Genomic DNA, 1,754 nt, shown 5'->3' on the forward strand with positions numbered 1-1,754 from the left:
AAAGCTACCCCGGGGATAACAAGGCTTATCTCCCCCAAGAGTCCACATCGACGGGAGGTTTGGCACCTCGATGTCGGCTCATCGCATCCTGGGGCTGTAGTCGGTCCCAAGGGTTGGGCTGTTCGACCCATTAAAGCGGTACGCGAGCTGGGTTCAGAACGTCGTGAGACAGTTCGGTCCCTATCCGTCGCGGGCGCAGGAAATTTGAGAGGAGCTGTCCTTAGTACGAGAGGACCGGGATGGACGCACCGCTGGTGTACCAGTTGTTCTGCCAAGGGCATCGCTGGGTAGCTATGTGCGGACGGGATAAGTGCTGAAAGCATCTAAGCATGAAGCCCCCCTCAAGATGAGATTTCCCATTCCGCAAGGAAGTAAGATCCCTGAAAGATGATCAGGTTGATAGGTCTGAGGTGGAAGCGTGGTGACACGTGGAGCTGACAGATACTAATAGATCGAGGACTTAACCTATATTCTAATGTGAAACATGAACATTGTTATCTAGTTTTGAGAGAACATTCTCTCCATCAGGTTTGGTGGCGATAGCGAAGAGGTCACACCCGTTCCCATACCGAACACGGAAGTTAAGCTCTTCAGCGCCGATGGTAGTTGGGGGTTTCCCCCTGTGAGAGTAGGACGCCGCCAAGCTTCTATCAGGATCAGTTCCATTTGGAACTGATCTTTTTTGTGTTTTTGAATGATTTGCTTCTATATAATAGGTTATTAAAGTAAAAATACGTTGTTCCCTCGTTGATTGCTACATAAATCAAACTTCATGCTCCTTCAATTTAACATGTCGGTCATCATATGAATCGGCAGCTCAAATCATCAAGGGCTTCACTAAAAGCCTAGAAAACCTCACCTTGGGCTAAATAGATATAGAAAGGGGATGTATAGGGCCACTAAATAGAAAGACCTCATCCCGAAGGGGGTGGGGTTGGTCAGCCATTGTTGAATTTCCAATTTAAAAGATAGAAGACATAAAAGAAACAATACTCATTTTATTTCTCCTGTTAAAATTTTATATAGACGATAAAGCTGTTGAATATTTGAAGCAGCAGAAAAAATGATGTGAAACGATTTGCTGAAAAATAGTAAAGACCAGCAACATTTTCACACTTTTTTTTGCAAAAAAGATTTCTCAGAAAAATAAAATAATAACAGAACTTCTTATTTGAATGTTTTTATGCAGAGATATATGAAATAAAACAAGGGTCAAAATTGCTGTTTCCACAGTGATAAACCCTTATTAGTACTCTTTTTAACAAAAAAACATAAAAAATGAAAAAAAGGCTTTTAAAATGATGAGACAAGTGGTAAACTTCTTTAGGTGCCTTAACGAAAAGATGAAAAAACAGCTTTAAAATAAATTCAAAAATTATTTTAAAAAAGTCTTTACAAACAATATCTTATCGTTATATAATACTATTTGTCAGATCGAGAGACACTTCGAAACGACACAATATGGAGGATTAGCTCAGCTGGGAGAGCATCTGCCTTACAAGCAGAGGGTCGGCGGTTCGAGCCCGTCATCCTCCACCATATTTATTCTTACATAATGTTAGGATAGATAAAGCCGGTGTAGCTCAACTGGTAGAGCAACTGACTTGTAATCAGTAGGTTGGGGGTTCAAGTCCTCTTGCCGGCACCACTTTCATATGGTAAGATAGACAAGTCGCTTTTAAAGCGAGCCATTAGCTCAGTTGGTAGAGCATCTGACTTTTAATCAGAGGGTCGAAGGTTCGAGTCCTTCATGG

General features: G+C 41.7%; 2 tRNA genes and 2 rRNA genes. All 4 read left to right on the forward strand.

Annotated features, from left to right (window positions below):
- Window positions 1-468, forward strand: a 23S ribosomal RNA gene (locus tag AOQ70_RS04410); the annotation flags it as partial.
- Between the two features lie 61 nt (window positions 469-529).
- Window positions 530-645: ribosomal RNA gene (gene rrf / locus AOQ70_RS04415) — 5S ribosomal RNA — on the forward strand.
- Window positions 646-1,463: 818 nt separating this feature from the next.
- Window positions 1,464-1,539 (forward strand) — tRNA-Val (locus AOQ70_RS04420).
- 33 nt (window positions 1,540-1,572) lie between these two features.
- Window positions 1,573-1,648 (forward strand) — tRNA-Thr (locus tag AOQ70_RS04425).
- The last annotated feature ends 106 nt before the right edge of the window (window positions 1,649-1,754 follow it).

It is taken from the genome of Bacillus sp. AM 13(2015) (assembly GCF_001518755.1).
Classification (GTDB): domain Bacteria; phylum Bacillota; class Bacilli; order Bacillales; family Bacillaceae; genus Bacillus; species Bacillus safensis.